Below are 16,878 nucleotides of genomic sequence, written 5' to 3' on the forward strand. Positions count from 1 at the left end.
TTTCCAAGCATACCACGGCATACGAGATACTGATCGGTCTCGTGGGCTCGGAGATGTGTATAAGAGCCCGACACCAGACCCCGACCCACCTACTCCAGCGTCTTCCCGAGCCGAGCGGCGGACTCCTGGTACTCGCTGACCAGGTCGGCGATCAGTTCCGCGACGGGGGTGATCGAGTTCAGCCGGCCGACGATCTGGCCCGCGGGCATCGCGACGACGCCGGCGTCGTCCGCCTGCGAGATCCGCGCGTGCGCCTCCCCCACGAGCAGATTCTGCAGCGGCATCGGTAGCGGCTCCGGAGCGCCGGGAGCATCCCACGCGTCGGTCCACTTCGTCTTCAACAGTCGGGCGGGTTTGCCGGAGTAGATCCGACGACGCACCGTGTCTCTCGACGACGCCGCGAGCAGCGCCTTCTGCACCGTCGACGGTCCGTCGCCGGTGGCGCCGAGTCGGTACTCGGCCGCGGTCAGCCAGTACGTGCCCATCCACACACCCTGTGCGCCAAGGGCTATCGCCGCCGCCATCTGCCGACCACTGCCGACGCCGCCCGCTGCCAGCACGGGCGCGCGATCGCCGACGGCGTCGACGAGTTCGGGCCAGAGCACCATCGACGTCACCTCGCCGGTGTGCCCGCCACCCTCATAGCCCTGCGCGATCACGATGTCGACGCCCGCCTCGACATGATGCAGCGCATGATCTTTCGCGCCCGCGAGCGCCGCGACCTGCACACCATTCTCGTGCGCGACGCCGATCACATCCGGCGGCGGTGAACCCAGCGCGTTCGCGATCAGCTTGATCTGTCCGTACTTTCGGGCGTGCGCCATCGCGACGTCGACGTGCGAACGCGCCACCGAATGCAACCAGCCGAGCACTCCGGCATCCACCCGGTTGCCGTCCGGCAGCGGCGGCACCCCGAGGTCGTCGAGGGTACGTTCGACAAATGCCCGATGCTCGGGCGGAATCATCGACTCCAGGTCGACCTTGCTTCCCTCCGTGGGGATCTTGGCAGGCATCACGACGTCGACACCGAACGGCTTGCCGTCGGTGTTCTCGTGCATCCACTCGAGCACCTCGTCGAGCTCCGACGCCTCGTTGAAGCGAACGCATCCGAGAACACCCATTCCGCCGGCGCGACTGATCGCGGCCGCGACCTCCTGACTCGGCGTGAAGCCGAAGATCGGATAGTCGATACCAAAACTTTCGGTCAGTTCCGTGCGAATCACTCTCTCGCCCATATCTTTATGCCCTTCCACTGACGGCCTGGACCGACGCGTCGGCCGGTCGTGTCTCGGTGATTTCCCTGCCCCATCGGTAATTCGGCTTGCCCGCAGGCGACCGCTTGATCTCGTCGACGTACCACACGCTGCGCGGACACTTGTATCCCGCAACCTGTTCGCGCACAACCCTGTTCAGATCGTCCAGTGCCGGCCTGGCGTCGTCACGAGTAGCGATGACCGCTGCGACACGTTGACCGTATCGTTCGTCTGGAACCCCGACGACGACCGTGTCGAACACGTCCGGATGCGCCTTGAGCGCCGCTTCGACCTCTTCGGGAAAGACCTTCTCGCCACCGGTGTTGATCGACTGCGATCCACGACCCATCATCGTGATCGACCCGTCGGCTTCGACGGTCGCCAGATCACCAGGAATCGAGTAGCGAATCCCGTTGAACTCCTTGAAGGTTCGTTCGGTCTTTGCCGGGTCGTTGTAGTAGCGCAGCGGAATGTTGCCGGAACGCGCCAGGATTCCCACCTCGCCCGAGCCGGGTTCGACACGCGTTCCGTCCTCACGCAGCACCACAGCAGCCTTGTCCGCGGTCACCCGCGGAGCACCCGTGTGCGACTGCCCCTTCTGCGCCGCCGACATCCCGCTGAAACCCGTTTCCGACGACCCGATCGCGTCGATGACGAGCAGGTTCGGCAACAGGTCGAGGTACTCGTCCTTGACACTCGCAGAGAAGAGTGCAGCCGACGATGCCAGTGAGACCACGGAACTGGTGTCGTACGTACGCCCATCGGGATGCCCCGCACGCAACGCGTCGACCATCGGTCGCGCCATCGCATCTCCGGTGATCATCACGACGTTGACCTTGTGCCGCTCGATGATCTGCCAGGTGAGGTGCGCGCCGAACTCCGGGTAGATCACGGCCTTGCCGCCGACGAAGAGTTCTTGGAACACGGCCCACTGCGACCCGCCGTGGATGAACGGCGGGATCGGAAAGCGCACCAGTTGTCCCCCCGCCGCACCGTCACGAGCCTGCTGCCACTCGTCGGACACGCGCTCACCGGTGTAGAAGCTGATTCCGCCGCCCAACACCCGCCAGATGTCCTCCTGGCGCCAGACGACGCCCTTCGGGAACCCCGTCGTGCCGCCGGTGTAGAGCATGTACAGGTCGTCGTCGCTCCGCGGCTCGAAGTCACGGTCGACGCTCCCCCTCGCGATGGCATCCTTGTAGGGAATCGCGCCGTCGGGCGCAGGCTCGTCGCTGCCGTCCTCGACGACGATCACGTGCGCCAGTTTCGGCGCATTCGGTAACACGTTCCGCACGCGGTCACCGTATTGGCGCTCGTAGATCAACACCTTCATGTCCGAGTCGGTGACGATGTGCTCGAGTTCTGCCGCGACGTACCGGTAGTTGACGTTTACCATCACCGCACGGACCTTAAAGATCGCCAGCATCGCGACGACGCACTCGAGGGTGTTCCTGCTGTACAGACCCACCGAGTCGGTCGGCCGGACGCCGTGTTCGATCAGTTCGTGCGCGAGCGCATTCGCCTCTCGCTCCAGCTCGGCATACGTCATCGACCGGTCGTCTGTTTCCAGCGCGGTCCGGTCGGGCATCAGGTCGACGGCGTGCTCGATCAGGTCAGCGATATGGAAGGCCATGACGACAAAATTAGAACGTGTTACTGTTTTCGGCAAGGCCTGTTCGGCTACCGATCACCAGCCACCGAGGAGTACAGATGCCGGAGTGCCTCGTCGAGAAGCGCGGCCACGTTCTCATCGTCACCATGAATCGCCCGGAAGCGCGCAACGCGTTGTCGACGGAGATGATGGCGATCATGGAAGAGGCCTGGGATCAGGTCGACGCCGATCCCGACATCCGTGTAGCCATCCTGACCGGTGCAGGCGGATACTTCTGCGCGGGCGCCGACCTCAAGTCGATGAACGCCAAGCCCGCGGGCGACAAGTTCGCCGACGGCGGGTGGGACCTCACCCGGATGCCCGCACTCCTCAAGGGCCGTCGACTCACCAAACCGCTCATCGCAGCCGTCGAGGGACCCGCCATCGCCGGGGGCACCGAGATCCTGCAGGGCACCGACATCCGAGTCGCGGGCGAGAGCGCGAAGTTCGGTGTCTCCGAGGCCAAATGGGGCCTGTTCCCCCTCGGCGGCAGCGCCGTACGGCTCGTTCGTCAGATCCCCTACACGATCGCCGCCGACATCCTGCTCACCGGACGCCACATCACCGCAGCCGAAGCCAAGGAGTACGGCCTGATCGGCCACGTCGTACCCGACGGTTCGGCGCTCGACAAGGCCCTCGACATCGCCGACGTCATCGCCGCCAACGGCCCGCTCGCCGTCCAGGCGATCCTCAAGACCATCCGCGACACCGAGGGGATGCACGAGGAGGACGCGTTCAAGATCGACGCCGACCTCGGGATGCGTGTCTTCATGAGCAAAGACGCCAAAGTCGGCCCACGGGCATTCGCCAACAAGGAGAAGCCCGTCTTCACCGGCGAGTGACCACTGGTGAACACCGCCGAGTGACCACTCGTTGACAGGCCAACCGGAAGGCGGCAGGGTCGGAGCATGGCGCGGCTGCACATCGACAACGACTGGTCAGGTCAACGATTTCCGAGTCCCGGGCGTCGAAAGCCACTGATCGGCGATCTCGGCGTCGCCGATCCCCGCCATCCGTTGCTGAGCATGCTGACCCTCGGCGCCAACCTCGGCCCGATCTACGAGATGCAGGTCTTCCGCCAGAAGTTCGTCTTCATCGCCTCGGCCGAACTCACCGCCGAACTCTGCGACGAATCGCAGTTCTGCAAGGCGCTTCCGCCCGCGATCGAGGCGCTACGCGACTACGCGGGCGACGGCCTGTTCACCGCCCGCAATGACGAGTCCAATTGGCAACTGGCACATGACCTTCTGATGCCCGCGTTCACCAAGTCGGCCATGCGCTCCTATCACCCGATCATGCTGCAGACGGCCAACGAACTGTTCGACTACTGGGACGCACTACCGACCGACCCCGCCGACACCACCACCGTCGACGTCACGCGTGACATGACGAAGCTGACCATGGAAACATTGAGCCGCACCGCATTCAGCCACGACTTCGGGTCCTTCACCTCCGCAGAGCAGCACCCGTTCGTCAGTGCCATGATCCGCGCGCTCGAAACCGGTCGACGCAAGGGAGCACTGCGCACCGCGCCCGGCGGACGCTACCTCACCGCCCTGCTCGACCGCCGCAACGCGCAGGCGCAGAACTACGTCGACGACCTGCTCGACGACCTCATCGCAGAACGCGAGCACACCACCGACCAGTACGACCTGCTCGGGATCATGCTCAACGTCGCACATCCCGAGACCGGAGAACGCCTGTCACCGTTGAACATCCGACACCAGATCCTCACCTTCCTCGTCGCGGGACACGAAACCACCTCGGGCGCTTTGTCGTTCGCGCTGTACTACCTGTCACAGCACCCCGAATGCCTTGAACAGGCACAACGCGAGGCCGACGACGCGCTCGGCGACGATCCGACGGCGATGCCGACTTTCGAGCAGGTGCCACGCCTGCGCTACATCCGGCGCGCACTCGACGAGGCATTACGAATCTGGCCGACGGTGCCCGCATTCGCACGCAGCCCACGATCGACGACGATGCTCGGCGGGCGTTACCGCATGACACCGGACGATTGGGCGGTCATCATCCTCGCCCAGGTCCACCGCGATCCCGCGGTCTGGGACGATCCCGATTCCTATGATCCGGACCGCTTCCTCCCCGAGAACATCAAGAAGCGTCCGGCGCACACCTACAAACCGTTCGGCAACGGCGTACGCGCCTGCATCGGAAGACAATTCGCGCTCCACGAGTCGGTACTCGTCCTCGCGAGCCTGCTCCATCGATACGACGTCGCACCCGATCCCGACTATGAACTTCGCGTCGACGAGCGACTCACCATGGTGCCCAAAGACTTCTACGTCTCGCTGACACCGCGCAGAGTGCCCGCCCGGTTGTCGGAACAGCCCGTCGGCTGACGGCCGCTCACACCAGCGTCGCGAGCTCGCGGATCGCGGCGGCGTCGCGCGTGGTCACCATCAGCATCGAGACACCCGCCGACTCCCACTGCTTGATCTGCTCGCGCACCTCGTCGGCGGTACCGACGATCATCGTCTCGCGCACCATCTCGTCGGGCACCGCTGCGAGTGCCTCCTCCTTACGACCCGCGAGGAACAGCCTGCCGATCTCATCGACCACCTCGCCATAGCCCATCCTGCGGTACAGCTCGGCGTGAAAGTTCTTCTCCTTGGCGCCCATCCCGCCCACGTACAGCGCGGTGGCGGGTCGATACGCGTCGACAGCGGCGGCGACGTCGTCGGTGATCACCACCTGCACGGTTGCCGCGACCTCGAAGTCGTCGCGCGTCCGACGCGCACCCGGGCGCGCGAATCCCTCCGCGAGCCACGACTCGTACTGATCGGCGAGCGAGAGGCTGTAGAAGATCGCAAGCCAGCCGTCGGCGATCTCCGCGGTCTGTGCGACGTTCTTCGGCCCCTCCGCGCCCAGCCAGATCGGTATGTCGGCGCGGAGCGGATGCGTGATCGGCTTGAGCGATTTGCCCAGTCCCGTCGCACCTGGTGCGTCGGCCGGATACGGCAGCGGATAGTGCGGTCCCGCGCTGCGCACTCGGTCGGCGCGCGACAGAACGTCGCGCACGATCTGTACGTATTCCCTTGTGCGAGCGAGTGGTTTGCCGAACGGCTGCCCGTACCACCCTTCGACGACCTGAGGTCCCGACACCCCCAGCCCGATGATGTGTCTGCCGCCCGAGAGATGGTCGAGGGTCAGCGCATGCATCGCGAGCGATGTGGGCGGTCGCGCAGACAACTGCGCAACCGCGGTCCCCAACCGTATCCGCGACGTCGCCGCGCCCCACCAGGCCAGCGGGGTGTAGGCGTCCGACCCCCACGACTCCGCGGTGAACACGGCGTCGAATCCCGACTCCTCGGCCGCGGCAATGAGCTCCGGGGCGTCGACGATGGGATCCGCTCCCCAATATCCCAGTTGCAGCGCAAGTTTCACGACCTCGACCTCTCCACGTCGGCACCACGAAGACAACCGTCATCACGGCCTTGTGCCCCAATACTAGAACGTGTTCTACTCGAAGTGTGAGCAGCATCGACACATCTCCGGCCGCGACGACCGCCAGCCCCGTCGCCGTGGTGCCCGATCCCGAGACCGCCATCCTGACCGCTGAGCTGAGCAACACGTTCAGCTACACGCGTTCGCTCGGACCGGTGTTGAGCCGGTTCGCATTCGGGCTACGCGACGGCCACATCGTCGGATCACGGTCGGCCGACGGAACCGTGTCGGTACCGCCGATCGAATACGACGCCGCGTCGGGCGCACCGATCACCGACATCGTCGACGTCGCCTCCGTCGGCACGGTCGTCACGTGGTCGTGGAATCCCGACCACATCGACGGCCAGCCGTTCGACGCACCGTTCGCATGGGCGCTGATCCGACTCGACGGCGCCGACACCGCGTTGCTGCACGCGGTCAAGGTCGACGGGCAGGCAGACATGGAAACGGGTATGCGGGTACACGCGGTCTGGCGTGCGGCACGCAGCGGACGCATCGACGACATCGCCTACTTCGCATCCGGCGACTCCGCTGAGCAGGCCGAACCGAACACCGCCGAGAATCCCGACGACGAGAACGTCATCATCACCACCCCGATCACGACGAGCATCATTCACTCCGCGACCGAAGAGGAGTCGCGCTATCTCGAAGGCCTCAAGGCGGGCAAGCTGATCGGGACGCGTATCGGCTCAGGCGTCGACGCCGGGCGCGTCTACTTCCCGCCACGCTCGGTGAGTCCCGCCGACGGTGCGCCTGCCGTCGAACACGTCGAACTCCCCGACACCGGAACCGTCACGACGTTCTGCATCGTCAACGTGCCGTTCCAGGGGCAGCGGATCAAGCCACCCTACGTCGCGGCGTACGTGCTGCTCGACGGCTCCGACATCCCGTTCCTGCACCTCATCCTCGACGCTCCCGCCGACGAGGTTCGCATGGGCATGCGGGTGCAGGCGGTCTGGGTTCCCGACGACGAGCGCGAGCTGTCGATGGGATCGATCAGCCACTTCCGCCCCACCGGCGAACCCGACGCCGAGTACGACACCTACCGCGAGTTCCTCTGACCCGCGATCCCCATCTCTAGGAGAAGCACGTGACCCTCCCCCGCATCGCGATCGTCGGGTTCGCCCACAGTCCCAACATCGTCGGCACACACGGCACCACCAACGGTGTCGAAATGTTGATCCCCTGCTTTGACAAGCTCTACGCCGAGCTCGGCATCTCCCGCACCGACATCGAGTTCTGGTGCAGCGGATCGTCGGATTATCTTGCCGGACGGGCCTTCTCGTTCATCTCGGCCATCGACTCGATCGGCGCGATGCCGCCGATCAACGAATCCCACGTCGAGATGGACGGCGCGTGGGCGCTGTACGAGGCGTGGGTGAAGATCGCGAGCGGCGAGGTCGACCTCGCCCTTGCCTACGGCTTCGGCAAATCCTCTGCGGGAGATAGCAATCGCACGCTGTCGATGCAGACCGACCCCTACACCGTCGCTCCACTCTGGCCGGGCGACCGCGCTCTCGCCGGATTGCAGGCCCGCGCAGGCCTCGACGCCGGTACGTGGACCGAAACCGACATGGCCGCAGTCGCCGCCCGCACGACCGGGGCGTCGACCGACGACCTGCTCGCGACCGATTACGTCGCCAATCCTCTTCGAGCACATGACATCGCACCGTTCACCGATGCCGCCGCGGCCGTGATCATCGCCAGTGAACGCCGCGCCCGCGAGCTCGTCGCCAATCCCGCATTCGTCACCGGCTGGGACCACCGGATCGACAGCGCCAACTTCGGTGCACGAGATCTCACGGTCTCGCCGTCGACGACACTGGCCGCCGACACCGCATTCGGCGATCGCACCCGCGCCGTCGACGTCGCCGAGATCGCCGCCCCTTACACACACCAGGAGATCATCGTCCGCAACGCGCTCGGCCTGCCCGACTCCGTGCGGATCAATCCGTCCGGCGGCCTGCTCACGGGTAATTCGTTGTTCAGCGGCGGACTGCAGCGCATCGGCTACGCGGCGCACTCCATCCTGACCGGTGATGCGCGGACCGCGGTGGCACACGCGACGAGCGGCCCTCTGCTGCAACAGAACATGGTGGTCACGCTGCAGGGTGACTCGAACAGCGGTGATTCGAAGAGCGGCGACTCGATTGTGGGAGAAGACAACTGATGGCACACAACAACCGTGCGGCGGTCCTGGGCACCGGGCAGACCAAGTACGTCGCCAAGCGGCACGACGTCACGATGGCAGGCATGTGCCGCGAGGCGATGGACGCGGCCCTCGCCGACGCCGGGGTGAGCATCGACGAGATCGACGCGATCGTCATCGGCAAGGCGCCGGATCTCTTCGAGGGTTCGATGATGCCCGAGCTGGCCATGGCCGATGCCCTTGGCGCCGTTGGCAAACGACTGATCCGTGTGCACACCGCAGGCTCCGTCGGCGGCTCGACGGCCAACGTCGCGGCGTCGTTGGTGTTCGCGGGCGTGCACAAGCGTGTGCTCGCGATCGCGTGGGAGAAGCAGTCGGAGTCAAATGCCATGTGGGCGTTGTCGCTTCCGGTTCCCTTCACCAAGCCGGTCGGCGCGGGAGCGGGCGGATTCTTCGCCCCGCACGTGCGCTCCTACATCCGGCAGTCGGGCGCGCCCGAGCACATCGGCGCGATGGTCGCCACCAAGGATCGACGCAACGGCGCGCGAAACCCGTTGGCCCACCTACACCAACCCGACATCACGGTCGAAAGTGTGATGGCATCGCAGATGCTCTGGGACCCGATCCGCTACGACGAGACATGCCCGTCCTCCGACGGCGCATGCGCGGTGGTCATCGGCGACGAGCAGGTCGCCGACGCCGCAGTCGCCGACGGCCGCCCCGTCGCCTGGGTCCACGCCACCGCGATGCGCACCGAACCGCTGTTCTTCGCGCACCGCAACACCGTCAACCCGCAGGCCAGCCGCGACGCCGCAGCAGCACTGTGGAAGTCCGCGGGCATCGACAATCCGATCGACGAGGTCGACGTCGCCGAGGTCTACGTCCCGTTCTCGTGGTTCGAGCCCATGTGGCTCGAGAGCCTCGGCTTCGCCCCCGAGGGCGAGGGCTGGAAGCTCACCGAAGCCGGCGAGACCGAGATCGGCGGCCGCATCCCGTTCAACCCGTCGGGCGGCGTGCTGTCGTCGAACCCGATCGGGGCGTCGGGCATGATCCGCTTCGCCGAAGCCGCGATCCAGGTGATGGGCAAGGCGGGCGACCACCAGGTTGCCGACGCCCGCAAAGCCCTCGGCCACGCCTACGGCGGCGGAGCGCAGTACTACTCGATGTGGCTCGTCGGCGCCGACAAGCCGTCGAACTAGCCGGGCCGCGCACCAACTGATCTAAGAGCCAGCGACCCGGCCCACAGCTACCTCATCTGCGCACAGCTACCTTCTGCACTGCCGAAGGTAGCTGCACGTAGATCAGGTAGCTGTACCGAGAGCTGCACAGACGTTGGCTCAGAGCCGCCCCTCACGCCGCGCGCCGCCCGAGCATGCCCAACACCCGACCACTGGCCGACAAGCCGTCGAACTAGCTGGGCCGCACCAGCCTGGCGCGCAGCTACCTCATCTGCGTACAGCTACCTTCTGCACCGCCCAAGGTGGCTGCACGTAGATCAGGTAGCTGCACCGAGCCCTGCACAACCAGCCGCCCTTACGCCGCGCGCCGCCCGAGCATGCCCAGCACCCGACGCGCCAGGACCGCAGGCTCGTCGACGTCGCGCCAGCCCCACCGCAACAAGGCGTGTCCGGTCTCGACGATCCCGTCGCCGCGCGACTTCTCGGCGAGTAGCGCACGTCGGGTCTCGTCGGCATCGTCGCCGTACTTCTTGTTGCCGTCGGCCTCTCCGCACAGCCGCGCATCGCGCCAGTACAGATCGACGCGCGCGAGGAAGTTCCCGTGCGCGTCATAGATGTTCACCTGCAGCTCCGGCTCCGGGACGCCTGCGTCGACCAGTTCGACGCGGCTGCGCGTCTCGAGCACCGACTCCGTCCTACTGTCGCACCGGCCGACCGCGCGGATCGCCGCGGCACGCCCCCGCATCCCCACGAGCAGGTCCAGCTCATTCTGCAGATCGTCGACGGTGCACAGTCCGGCGTGCAGCGCGGCGTCGCCCACCGCGATCGCTGGTATCCGTGCGCCGGTGCGCGCGATGTCGACCACCGTACGAGCAGGCGACACCACCAGCACACCGTCGACCTCGACGAGGGCTGGTGGTCGGGTGTCGGTGATCAACCTCGTACGCGATGTGGTGCGCGTGCCCGGCGTGCGTCCACTGTCTGCGATCGACACCCGCGAGGTATCCAACCCCCAGACAGGTAAGCCAAGCACCGCGGCGGCCGACGAAAGTGCCAGCGCGCGAGTGTGTTTGGCAGCCCGAACCTCCGGCGTGCGGGCGTCGCGTCGTATCACGGCAAGCGCTCGCTGCCGGTGCCGCTCCTCAGGAGTGTCTTCTGCCAGCAGATCGCGCGGAATCACCACTCCCGGCGCCAGCGACACGAGGGTTCCGACGTCGAGCGCCAGCCGTATCTCACGGTCGACGTAACCCGCCGCGAGGAGCTCAGCGCGATTGACCGCGCCCGTGACGCCATGGAAGTGGACCATGCACGTTGTGACGCACGCAGCGTCGGATCGGTTCCAACAAAAATCCGCACCTCATCTGTCACGCCTTACCTTCGGCAGTGCCGAAGGTAAAGTGCCACAGACGAGGTGCGGATTTCGACGTCAGGCCAAAAAGTCCCAGACGTCAGGCTGGCCGGACCGAGTTGATCGTCTTCTCGACCTCCCAGAACGCGCGCAGCGCCGACAGCTTGCCCTCTTCGTCGGCGCGATAGGTGAACACGCCGTGCGCCTCCGACACGTGGCCCGCGATGTGGGTCACGATCTTCCCGACGTACGCGACCTCGTTGCCGCAGATGATCTCATCGTCGAAGACGAAGTCAATGCTCTCGGTTGTCGCGATCGACAGATCCCAGAACTGCGAGATACGCTCTCGCCCTTGGAATCCGACCCCTCGTTCATCGAACATCGACGGCCCGACCGGGTCCTCGACCTTCGCGTCGGCCGCGAAGTTGTCGAGCCAGGCCTCCTTGTCACGAGCCGCGACCGCCTCCCGCGATCGCCGACCTGCCACCACTGCGGGATTGTTCTCCCTATCGATGCCCAGATATGCGGGTTGACTCGAATCCTGTTGGGCTGCACTGGTCATCGGTCACCGAGTCCCGTAGTCGACCTGGAGTTCCTTCACGCCGTTGATCCAACCGTGCCGGAGTCGACGCGGCTCGTCCAGCCGCGAGATGTCGGGCACGAGGTCGGCGATTGCATTGAACATCAGGTTGATCTCCATGCGTGCGAGGTTCGCACCGACGCAGAAGTGCGCTCCGTTGCCGCCGAATCCGACGTGCGGGTTGGGGTCGCGCAGGATGTTGAAGGAGAACGGATCGTCGAACACGTCCTCGTCGTAATTGGCTGAGCCGTAGAACAATCCGACGCGCTGCCCCTGCTTGATGTCGACGCCGCCGACCTGCGTGTCGCGCTTGGCGGTGCGCTGGAAGCAGTTCACCGGCGTCGCCCAGCGCACGATCTCGTCGACCGCCGTCGCGGGGCGTTCCTTCTTGAACAACTCCCACTGGTCGGGATGCTCCAGGAAGGCATTCATGCCGTGGCTGATCGCGTTGCGCGTGGTCTCGTTGCCAGCGACGGTGAGCAGGATGAAGAAGAATCCGAACTCGGCCTCATCGAGGTGCTGACCGTCGATGTCGGCGTTGACCAGCGTGCTGACGATGTCGTCGACAGGACACTTTCGACGCTCCTCCGCCATGTTGTAGCCATAGCCGAGGATCTCTGCCGACGCCATCTGCGGATCGACGCCTGCGAACTCGGGATCGTCGTAGTTCATCATGCCGTTCGACCAGTCGAACAGCTTCTTGCGATCCGACTCCGGGACACCGAGCAGATCGGCGATCGCCAGCAGCGGGAGGTCGACGGCCACGTCGTGGACGAAGTCGCCGGTTCCCCGGTCGGCCGCCTGGCGCACGATGGTGCGCGCCGCGTCGTCGAGCTTCTCCTCGAGCGCCTGCACGGCCCGCGGCGTAAACGCCTTCGAGATCACCTTGCGCAGGCGGGTGTGCTCCGGCGGGTCGTGATTGATCAACAGCGCCTTAGTGACGTCGAGCTGATCTTGAGGCATCTCGTCGTCGAACCGCATGATGACGCCGTTGGTCGACGTTGCCCAATCCTCGTTGTTCTTCGAGATCTCGCGAACGTGTGCGTGCTTCGAGACGACCCAGTACCCACCGTCGTGGAAACCGCCACCCTTACCCGGGAGCTGGGCATTCCACCAGACGGGAGCGGTCTTGCGCAGGGCCGCGAACTCGGCGACCGGGATGCCCTTCTCGAGCAGGTCCGGACTGGTGAAATCCCACCCCTCCTGATGCATGAACGGGCATGATGCTGCCGGTGAGGATGACGTCTGGTCGGCCCCCACGCCGTCGGTCTGAATCACGTGAAATACCACCCTGTTCTCAATGTTTACAACCGAGACGCGAACGTGTTCACGTCTCACTGACGCTCACTGTACACACAGTATCGCACCAAAACAGGAACTCGTTCTACTTTTCTGCCGCCGCCATGGACAGAAACAGGAACATGTTCTACTTTCATGCCAGAGCAGTAGATCTGTGCCAGTGCAGTCCGCAAGCAAGAGGGCTGCGCGGAGAAGTAGTAGAAAAGTAGAAGCCCGAAAGGTGACGGACATGGGTGTGCCGGTAATCGTCGAAGCAGTGCGAACCCCCATCGGCAAGCGGGCGGGCTGGCTCTCCGGTCTACACGCTGAGGAGCTACTCGGCCTCACTCAGCGCGGCTTGATCGAGAAGGCGGGTATCGACGCATCGCTGGTCGAGCAGGCCATCGGCGGATGTGTCACCCAGGCAGGAGCGCAGGCCGGCAACATCACGCGCAAGGCGTGGCTGTCGGCCGGACTTCCCGAGCAAACCGGCGCGACGACCATCGACTGCCAGTGCGGCTCGGCGCAGCAGGCAAACAACCTGATCGCCGGGCTGATCGCCTCGGACGTGATCGACGTCGGCATCGCGTGCGGCGTCGAGCTGATGACGCACACCCCGCTGGGAGCCAACGTTGGCGTCGACGCCGGCCCGTACCACGCGGACTCCTGGAACGTCGAGATGCCCAATCAATTCGAAGCCGCAGAGCGAATCGCAGCACGCCGCGGGATCACCCGCGCCGACGTCGACGAACTCGGGGTGCGCAGCCAGCAACGCGCACATCAGGCGTGGGACGAGCACCGGTTCGACCGTGAAGTGTTGAGCCTCAAGGCCCCTGAGCGCACCAAAGAGGGCGTGGTGACCGGCAACATCATCGACGTCACACGCGATCAGGGCCTTCGCGACACCACACCCGAATCGCTCGCGGCACTCAAGCCGGTCATCGACGGCGGCATCCACACCGCGGGCACGTCGTCGCAGATCTCCGACGGCGCTGCGGCCGTCCTGCTGATGGACGAGACCAGAGCGCGCGAGCTCGGACTCCGCCCACGAGCACGACTGCGGGCCGCCGCCCTCGTCGGGTCCGAACCGTACTACCACCTCGACGGCCCGGTCCAAGCCACCGAACGGGTGTTGGCCAAGGCGGGAATGTCGTTGTCCGACATCGACATCGTCGAGATCAACGAGGCATTCGCGTCGGTGGTACTCAGTTGGGCTCGCGTGCACGGCGCCGACATGGACAAGGTGAACGTCAACGGCGGCGCTATCGCCCTCGGACATCCGGTCGGCAGCACGGGTTCGCGGTTGCTCACCACCGCACTCCACGAACTCGAACGGCGTGACGCACAGACTGCTCTGGTCACCATGTGCGCGGGCGGCGCACTGGCAACCGGCACCATCCTCGAGCGCATCTGAGAGTCACGGGAGAGCGCATGAAGGCCGAAAACCGTCCCACACAACTCGATTCACCGATCGTGTCGAAAGCGATCAAGCTCGGCTCACGCCTCAACACCGCACTGTACAAACGCAGCGGAGGTCGGCTCGGCCGCACATGGCGGGTCGGCGCGGCGATGCGCAACCCCGTCGACGTATGTCTGCTGACCACGATCGGCCGCAAGTCCGGCCAACCGCGCACCGTGCCGCTCCTCTATCTGAGCGACGGCGACACGATCGTCGTCGTCGCCTCGCAGGGCGGATTACCGTCGAACCCGGCATGGTACCTCAACCTGCGCAGCAACCCCGACGTGTCGATCCAGATCGGTTCGCAGACAGGCGAATACACGGCACATACGGCGAACGAACGGGAGCGCGAACGACTCTGGCCTCGCCTGGTGGAGCTGTACGCCGACTTCGACACCTATAAGGCGTGGACCGAGCGCACCATCCCGGCGGTGATCTGCACACCACGCTGAGTCAGATGCGATCACCCGGCACGGCTGCGCCCGTCGGCAACGCGCGGATCGCCGCACCCGCCCACGCATCGAGGAATGCACGACGCTGCGCACCCGAACGTGCCGTACTGTGGTCGATCATCATGGACTGCAGTGTGCGCAAGACGATTTCGACGATGATGTCCATCTCGGCCGGGCCGTATCCGCGTGCAGCCCAGTCGACATCCATGCGCTCGACCATCGAACGTGCGAATGCCTGACCGGCCTCCGACGTCACCCCCTCCACCGCGAACAGACTCACATTGTCCGCCGCGAACAGAAGGCCGACGTAGCGGTCGTCTGGCAGTTCCTGGAGGACCACGTCGATTCCCTCGACGACCGCGACGTCGGGCTCACGAATACCGCTGACACGTAGCGCGATTCGCTCGAGAAATGCACCGACGGCGTCGAGAGCGGTTGCCCGGAGCAGCGCCTCGGTACTGGGGAAGTATCGATACACCGTCTGGCGAGTGACCCCGAGAGTGCGCGCGACGTCGCTGATCGTCGTCGCTACACCGTGTTCGTCGATCGCCGACCGTGCGGCCGCAAGGATGCGCGCCGTCGCTTCGGCGTCGTCGACCGGAACACTTCCGGCCCAGCCGTGCGTACGCATCCTTCGCGACCACCTCCCGGCACCGATTTCCCAGTACCTATGTCCCGGCACCCACTTCCCAGTACCGACCTCTACCAGCGCAGACCGTATCACGGGAAAACGACCATACACATGCGGTCTGACTGTATGGTGAAGCCATGACAGCCATCACCACCGATGCGGCCTGCCCATTCGGCAAGGGCTTCGATTTCACCGATCCCGATGTGCTCGAATCCGGGCTACCGAAAACCGAATTCGCTCACCTGCGCCAGACCGCGCCTGTCTGGTGGAACGAACAGCCACTCGGCACCTCGGGTTTCACGGACGGCGGCTACTGGGTGATCTCACGACACAGAGACGTGCGCGAGATCTCGAAGAACAACCAGGTGTGGTCGACGAATGCCAACGGCGCCATCATCCGACTCCCCGACTACGTCACCCCCGACCAGATCGAGTTCACCAAGGCGCTACTCGTCAACCACGATCCGCCGGAGCACACTCGTCTGCGCAAGATCGTGTCGCGACTGTTCACACCGAAGGCTGTTGGGTCACTGGAGGAGAATCTCGCAACTTCGGCGCGCCGGATCGTCGAATCGGCCGCAGCCAAGGAGTCGGGAAACTTCGTCGACGACGTGGCCATCCACCTTCCCCTACAGGCGATTCTGGATCTCATCGGTGTCCCGACAGCCGACCGTCCGCGTATTCACGAGCTCGTCGACGCGATCATCAACAGCGACGATCCCGACAACACGATCGACCCCGCGATGGCCAACGCCGAGCTGCTCGGCTACGCCTATTCGATGGCCGAGGAGCGTCGGCGCAACCCCACCGACGACATCGTCACCACGCTGATAGAAGCAGACATCGACGGAGAGTCGTTGTCCGACATCGAGTTCGGGTTCTTCGTCATCCTGCTGATCACCGCGGGAAACGAGACGACGCGCAACGCGACCAGCCACGGCATGAATGCCTTCATGTCCCATCCAGCGCAGTGGGAGTTGTTCAAGTCGCAGCGCCCGAAAACCACGATCGACGAGGTGCTGCGCTGGTCGACTCCGGTCAACGCCTTCCAGCGGACGGCCAAGGTGGACACCAGCATCGAGGGCGTCGACATCGCCGCGGGACAACGGGTCGGCATCTTCTACGGTTCGGCAAATTACGACGAGGACGTCTTCGACGACCCGTTCACGTTCAATATCCTCCGAGATCCCAACCCGCATCTCGCGTTCGGCGGCAACGGCGCCCACTTCTGCATCGGCGCCAACCTCGCGCGCCTCGAACTCTCCCTGATCCTCAACGCTGTCGCAGACGTACTTCCCGACATCGAGCGGATCGGCGAGCTGCGTCGTGTGCGATCAGGCTGGCTCAACGGCGTCAAAGACCTGCCCGTTCGCTACGGCGCAACTGGGGGCTGCCCGGTCGCGCACTGAGCAGTCTCTGCGTCTCTGGATTGCC

At 65.1% G+C, this 16,878-nt stretch carries 15 protein-coding genes; 8 read left to right on the forward strand and 7 right to left on the reverse strand.

All coding sequences use genetic code 11. The features are described 5' to 3' along the window. Positions 1-89 precede the first annotated feature (89 nt). Together A5788_RS05645 and A5788_RS05650 are read right to left on the reverse strand one after the other, a co-directional pair. Positions 90-1,220: an NAD(P)H-dependent flavin oxidoreductase gene (locus A5788_RS05645; protein ID WP_064864314.1), complete on the reverse strand. Its 1,131-nt coding sequence runs from the start codon at positions 1,218-1,220 to the stop codon at positions 90-92. A gap of 19 nt (positions 1,221-1,239) precedes the next feature. Continuing rightward, positions 1,240-2,886 (reverse strand): acyl-CoA synthetase, encoded by a 1,647-nt coding sequence (locus tag A5788_RS05650; protein ID WP_064864295.1) that lies wholly within the window; start codon positions 2,884-2,886, stop codon positions 1,240-1,242. 77 nt (positions 2,887-2,963) lie between these two features. On the opposite strand from A5788_RS05650, the gene A5788_RS05655 reads away from it, so the two are divergent. Beyond that, the gene (locus A5788_RS05655) at positions 2,964-3,746 is read left to right on the forward strand and encodes a crotonase/enoyl-CoA hydratase family protein (protein ID WP_064864293.1); all 783 of its coding nucleotides are present in this window, start codon (positions 2,964-2,966) and stop codon (positions 3,744-3,746) included. A 66-nt stretch (positions 3,747-3,812) separates the two neighbouring features. Beyond that, positions 3,813-5,264: a cytochrome P450 gene (locus A5788_RS05660; protein ID WP_064864287.1), complete on the forward strand. Its 1,452-nt coding sequence runs from the start codon at positions 3,813-3,815 to the stop codon at positions 5,262-5,264. Positions 5,265-5,271: 7 nt separating this feature from the next. Here the strand turns inward: A5788_RS05660 and A5788_RS05665 are convergent, their stop codons facing one another. Next, a complete protein-coding gene (locus A5788_RS05665; RefSeq protein ID WP_064864285.1) occupies positions 5,272-6,309 on the reverse strand; it encodes an LLM class F420-dependent oxidoreductase in 1,038 nt (345 codons plus the stop codon). 140 nt (positions 6,310-6,449) lie between these two features. Between A5788_RS05665 and A5788_RS05670 the strand changes: the two genes are divergently transcribed. From A5788_RS05670 to A5788_RS05680, 3 genes are read left to right on the forward strand one after another with little or no spacing between them, the layout of a single operon-like run. Next, positions 6,450-7,430, forward strand: a complete 981-nt coding sequence (locus A5788_RS05670) for a Zn-ribbon domain-containing OB-fold protein (protein ID WP_064864312.1) — start codon at positions 6,450-6,452, stop codon at positions 7,428-7,430. A gap of 29 nt (positions 7,431-7,459) precedes the next feature. Beyond that, a complete protein-coding gene (locus A5788_RS05675; RefSeq protein WP_064864283.1) occupies positions 7,460-8,539 on the forward strand; it encodes a thiolase domain-containing protein in 1,080 nt (359 codons plus the stop codon). Further along, positions 8,539-9,717 (forward strand): thiolase domain-containing protein, encoded by a 1,179-nt coding sequence (locus A5788_RS05680; protein WP_064864281.1) that lies wholly within the window; start codon positions 8,539-8,541, stop codon positions 9,715-9,717. The genes A5788_RS05675 and A5788_RS05680 overlap by 1 nt, the downstream gene beginning before the upstream one ends. A 334-nt stretch (positions 9,718-10,051) precedes the next feature. On the opposite strand, the gene A5788_RS05685 is transcribed toward A5788_RS05680, so the two are convergent. The 3 genes from A5788_RS05685 to A5788_RS05695 form a co-directional block, all read right to left on the reverse strand. After that, the gene (locus A5788_RS05685; protein WP_064864279.1) at positions 10,052-11,002 is read right to left on the reverse strand and encodes a hypothetical protein; all 951 of its coding nucleotides are present in this window, start codon (positions 11,000-11,002) and stop codon (positions 10,052-10,054) included. Between the two features lie 142 nt (positions 11,003-11,144). Further along, positions 11,145-11,606, reverse strand: a complete 462-nt coding sequence (locus A5788_RS05690; RefSeq protein WP_064864277.1) for a nuclear transport factor 2 family protein — start codon at positions 11,604-11,606, stop codon at positions 11,145-11,147. Between the two features lie 3 nt (positions 11,607-11,609). Continuing rightward, positions 11,610-12,902 carry a cytochrome P450 gene (locus A5788_RS05695; RefSeq protein ID WP_049699902.1) on the reverse strand — a complete coding sequence of 431 codons (1,293 nt, stop codon included), beginning with the start codon at positions 12,900-12,902 and terminating at the stop codon, positions 11,610-11,612. Positions 12,903-13,152: 250 nt separating this feature from the next. Between A5788_RS05695 and A5788_RS05700 the strand changes: the two genes are divergently transcribed. Beyond that, entirely contained in the window at positions 13,153-14,316 is a 1,164-nt protein-coding gene (locus A5788_RS05700; protein WP_049699903.1) for a steroid 3-ketoacyl-CoA thiolase, read from the forward strand. 17 nt (positions 14,317-14,333) lie between these two features. Then, entirely contained in the window at positions 14,334-14,813 is a 480-nt protein-coding gene (locus A5788_RS05705) for a nitroreductase family deazaflavin-dependent oxidoreductase (RefSeq protein ID WP_049699904.1), read from the forward strand. Between the two features lies 1 nt (position 14,814). Here the strand turns inward: A5788_RS05705 and A5788_RS05710 are convergent, their stop codons facing one another. Next, positions 14,815-15,444 carry a TetR/AcrR family transcriptional regulator gene (locus A5788_RS05710; RefSeq protein WP_064864275.1) on the reverse strand — a complete coding sequence of 210 codons (630 nt, stop codon included), beginning with the start codon at positions 15,442-15,444 and terminating at the stop codon, positions 14,815-14,817. A gap of 137 nt (positions 15,445-15,581) precedes the next feature. On the opposite strand from A5788_RS05710, the gene A5788_RS05715 reads away from it, so the two are divergent. Beyond that, positions 15,582-16,853 carry a cytochrome P450 gene (locus A5788_RS05715; RefSeq protein ID WP_064864273.1) on the forward strand — a complete coding sequence of 424 codons (1,272 nt, stop codon included), beginning with the start codon at positions 15,582-15,584 and terminating at the stop codon, positions 16,851-16,853. Positions 16,854-16,878 lie beyond the last annotated feature (25 nt).

The organism is Gordonia sp. 852002-50816_SCH5313054-c, assembly GCF_001665925.1.
In the GTDB taxonomy this organism is placed as follows: domain Bacteria; phylum Actinomycetota; class Actinomycetes; order Mycobacteriales; family Mycobacteriaceae; genus Gordonia; species Gordonia jacobaea.

What these genes read in the sequence shown, in the direction of transcription:
- A5788_RS05650 (WP_064864295.1), bottom strand. Translation starts at nt 2,886, where the DNA reads ATGGCCTTCCATATCGCTGACCTGATCGAGCACGCCGTCGACCTGATG.
- A5788_RS05655 (WP_064864293.1), top strand. Translation starts at nt 2,964, where the DNA reads ATGCCGGAGTGCCTCGTCGAGAAGCGCGGCCACGTTCTCATCGTCACC.
- A5788_RS05660 (WP_064864287.1), top strand. Translation starts at nt 3,813, where the DNA reads ATGGCGCGGCTGCACATCGACAACGACTGGTCAGGTCAACGATTTCCG.
- A5788_RS05680 (WP_064864281.1), top strand. Translation starts at nt 8,539, where the DNA reads ATGGCACACAACAACCGTGCGGCGGTCCTGGGCACCGGGCAGACCAAG.
- A5788_RS05685 (WP_064864279.1), bottom strand. Translation starts at nt 11,002, where the DNA reads ATGGTCCACTTCCATGGCGTCACGGGCGCGGTCAATCGCGCTGAGCTC.
- A5788_RS05690 (WP_064864277.1), bottom strand. Translation starts at nt 11,606, where the DNA reads ATGACCAGTGCAGCCCAACAGGATTCGAGTCAACCCGCATATCTGGGC.
- A5788_RS05700 (WP_049699903.1), top strand. Translation starts at nt 13,153, where the DNA reads ATGGGTGTGCCGGTAATCGTCGAAGCAGTGCGAACCCCCATCGGCAAG.
- A5788_RS05705 (WP_049699904.1), top strand. Translation starts at nt 14,334, where the DNA reads ATGAAGGCCGAAAACCGTCCCACACAACTCGATTCACCGATCGTGTCG.
- A5788_RS05710 (WP_064864275.1), bottom strand. Translation starts at nt 15,444, where the DNA reads ATGCGTACGCACGGCTGGGCCGGAAGTGTTCCGGTCGACGACGCCGAA.
- A5788_RS05715 (WP_064864273.1), top strand. Translation starts at nt 15,582, where the DNA reads ATGACAGCCATCACCACCGATGCGGCCTGCCCATTCGGCAAGGGCTTC.